The organism is Arthrobacter sp. CAN_A212 (assembly GCF_015752345.1).
GTDB lineage: Bacteria > Actinomycetota > Actinomycetes > Actinomycetales > Micrococcaceae > Arthrobacter_D.
On sequence record NZ_JADOUT010000055.1, the window covers coordinates 1 to 3587 of the forward strand.

The following is a 3587-nucleotide window of genomic DNA, read 5'->3' on the forward strand; positions in this document are numbered from 1 at the left end:
CCCTATGAACGTCACTGCATCTCGGCGTCATGACTGGTTTCGTTGTACGACGCGCGACGGCGAGTGGGTAATACCGGACTGGGAGAAGGTCTCGGAGCGGTGGGACGCGGTGCATGTGACAGTCCTGGCATACCTCAGTAGCGCCAATCGAGCACTTCAGATCGACGCCAATACGTCCACTGTCCTTGCAGGGTGGAACCCCGATACGACGATCTGGCTGACCGATGTCGTGCGCGAGTGGGACGGCCCAAGACAGCATTGGCAACGCTCCACTTACCAGGAGTCCTGGGCCATAACCCCAATGTGAACCGACTGGCCACTCTAAGTCTGTCGCGGTCGGGGATCCTTCACCGCGCCACTTTTTCGCCACTCCCCCGCCGCCAAAAAACCCATATGGAACCTGGGTTTTCTGATTCGCGTTTACCCCGCCCGTTAAATTGTCTCGCTTAGGTAGCTCTAGCGCTACAGTTAGTCTCATGGCCGGACACATCATCGGATACGCGCGCGTCTCCACCAACGAACAAGACCTCACCGCCCAACGCAATGGGCTGGCCGCACTGAATGTGCCCGAAGACCGGATCTATGTCGACCACGGATTGACCGGCACCAACCGCGATCGACCAGGACTGCGCGAAGCCCTCGCCGCCTGCAGAGCCGGCGACACATTGGTGATCACCAAACTCGACCGGCTCGCACGTTCTCTCCCCGACGCCCGAGACATTATTGAGGATCTCACCAAACGAAACGTGAAACTCAGCATCAGTGGATCCGTCCACGACCCCACTGACCCCGTCGGCCGGCTCCTCTTCAACGTCCTCGCCATGGTCGCCGAATTCGAATCAGACCTCATCCGCGCCCGCACCCGCGAAGGCATGCAAGTCGCCAAAGCCAAAGGACGCCTCCGCGGCAAACAACCCAAACTCACCAAGAGCCAGGAAGCACACCTCATCTCCCTATATAAGGGAGGACAACACACCACCACCGAAATCGCCGAACTCTTCAAAGTCGCCCGGAGCACGGTGTACAGGATCGTGCAGCGGACCCCATGACGAAGGACAAGAAAAGTGGGAAAGCGTTGTGCTTCCTGGTTCAGCCTTGTCTGCGATGCAGAGCGTCGGCCCGGGCTTCGCATTTGTCGGCAGGTAGGTGCACCTCGACGTCGGCCGGGATATCTTCACAGTGGTTGGTCTGCCCCCAAAGCCCTACGACTTTGGGGGGCAGACCAACCAACGTGTGCTTAAAGTGGCGACACTCCGGGGTCTACTTTCTGCCTTTCTCATCTCGTTGCCGAGACAACCCGTGAGTCCCCTTACCGGCAGATCGGCCACACTAAAAGTGTAAGCTCATCCCAGCAAAGGGCACCCCGTTGGAACGTCATGACAGTGGGGACCACTTCCGCAGCCCGAATTTACTCAACTTCGCTTCTTGCTTATACGTGGAACTCATTGTTTTCGACATGCGGAACCGAGACGCTGTGTTCCCCACATGTGAGGCTACGACCGTGGAAGCTACTGACGCTTCGGAGATAAGGCGCGGTAGGTCAGAAACCCATAAGCGATTGCTACGCCGGAGCAAAGAAGGACGCGCCCCGACCATGCGATCTGGGGGTTCGAAGTCCAAAGCGCCGTTACCCAGAATGCGGCGGCCGCCGACACAGTGGTCCATACCAATACTCGGTACTTACCCCCTGAGTACGGGTTATGCCTGGAGTCAGTCCTAAGGTGAGCGAAGGCGAGGACAGTACCGCCAACAATCCCCAACATGATCCCTGGCACAACTCCCGAGCTCAGCAGGGTGCCTTCGGGCAGGAGGACTTGACCCATCATGCCGGCGATCACACCCAAAAGCACTGACTCGATCATGGGCCTGACGAATAACCGAAGCATTCGTCTCGGCTTTTCCTTCATCACAATGCCTTCCCACCTGAAGCTATGGCAGCGCGGTCCCTGATTGCAGACTAGCCGCCGCTCACCACTAACAAGACACCGCCAACTTGCGATCGAATCCACGCGCGTATCCCAACGAACAAGACCTCTCCGCTCAACGCCACGGGCTCGCCGCACTGAATGTGCCAAAGGACCGGATCTACGTGGACCAGGATTGATCGGCACCAACCGCGATCGACCAGGACTGAGAGAAGCCCTGCCGCTTGCCGGGCCGGCGACAACCTCGTCATCACCAAACTCGACCGGCTCGCACGATCACTCCCCGACGCCCGAGACATTATTGAGGATCTCACCAAACGACACGTGAAACTCAGCATCGGCGGATCAGTCCACGACCCCACCGACCCCGTCGGCCGGCTCCTCTTCAACGTCCTTGCCATGGTCGCAGAATTCGAATCAGACCTCATCCGCGCCCGCACCCGCGAAGGCATGCAAGTCGCCAAAGCCAAAGGACGCCTCCGCGGCAAACAACCCAAGCTCACCAAGTCCCAGGAAGCACACCTCATCTCCCTATATAAGGGAGGACAACACACCACCACCGAGATCGCAGAACTCTTCAAGGTTGCACGGAGCACGGTGTACCGCATTATGCAGAGATGAGTGGCCTAGGGATTTCGGACAGTGGGACCTCTTAAACTGAGGTTTCTACTGAAAGTGAGATCTGCAGTATGTCTGTTTCGCGTCGCCGGTTTAGCCAGGAGTTCAAGGACGAACTGGCCCGGGAAGTTATTGATACATCCAAGCCCGTGGTGGATGTCGCCAAGGCCTACGGGGTAGGGCCGGAGACCCTGCGCCGGTGGGTGATGAAATACCGCGAATCCCACGGCGGGACCGAGACCGATCTGAGCGTTTCAGAGCGTGCCCGGTTGAAGGAACTCGAGCGCGAAAACCAGGAACTCCGGGCCGAGGCCGCGTTCTTGAAAAAAGCGGCCCCGTACTTTGCAAGGGATCCACGGTAGTGGCGAAGTACGAGTTCATCGACGCCCAAAAACCCTGCCAGGTGCCACTGATCCGGTCTGGAAAATGTGCCGGTGGTTGGCAGTGTCGACCTCCGGATTCTATGACTGGCTCTCCCGGCCACGCTCCGCCACTGCGGCCCGCCGACAGGTACTGGCGGTGCGTATCCGGTACTTCTTCAATGAAGCCGACGGTACGTACGGGTACCGGCGAATCCACACGGACCTCGCCGCTGAAGGGACACTGTGTTCCCCGGAGCTGGTGCGCTCGATCATGCGTGCTGAGGAGTTGGTGCCGTGCCAGCCGCGCCCGTTCCGGGTCACCACCAACGCCGATGCCGAAGGTACTGACGCGGTCCCGGACCTGGTCAAGAGGGACTTCACCGCGGACCGCCCCGGGACCAAGTTCGTCGGGGACATCACCTACATTCACACCTGGCAGGGATTCATTTACCTGGCCACCGTCATCGACTGCTATTCGAAGAAGGTCGTGGGCTGGTCCATCGCCGATCACATGCGCACCGAACTCGTCGCGGACGCCCTGACAAACGCTACCCGGACCACCAGGGTCGAGGCAGATGCGATCTTCCACTCCGATTATGCCGAGGAAAACGTTAAGCCGAGTTTGGTGCGTTTGCCCTTGTGATTCGGGGGTCTTGGTCCCGTTCCTCGGCTTAATATTGCG

General features: G+C 59.0%; 1 protein-coding gene and 3 pseudogenes. All 4 read left to right on the forward strand.

Annotated elements, in window-relative coordinates; translation table 11 throughout:
* A pseudogene (locus IWX64_RS17210) lies at nt 1-307 on the forward strand (hypothetical protein); the annotation flags it as partial.
* A gap of 169 nt (nt 308-476) precedes the next feature.
* Nucleotides 477-1049, forward strand: coding sequence for a recombinase family protein (locus IWX64_RS16635; protein ID WP_196868240.1), 573 nt, complete (start codon nt 477-479; stop codon nt 1047-1049).
* A gap of 944 nt (nt 1050-1993) precedes the next feature.
* Nucleotides 1994-2546, forward strand: a pseudogene (locus IWX64_RS16640) (recombinase family protein).
* Nucleotides 2547-2614: 68 nt separating this feature from the next.
* Nucleotides 2615-3500, forward strand: a pseudogene (locus IWX64_RS16645) (IS3 family transposase); the annotation flags it as partial.
* Between the last annotated feature and the right edge of the window lie 87 nt (nt 3501-3587).

What these genes read in the sequence shown, in the direction of transcription:
- IWX64_RS16635 (WP_196868240.1), top strand. Translation starts at nt 477, where the DNA reads ATGGCCGGACACATCATCGGATACGCGCGCGTCTCCACCAACGAACAA.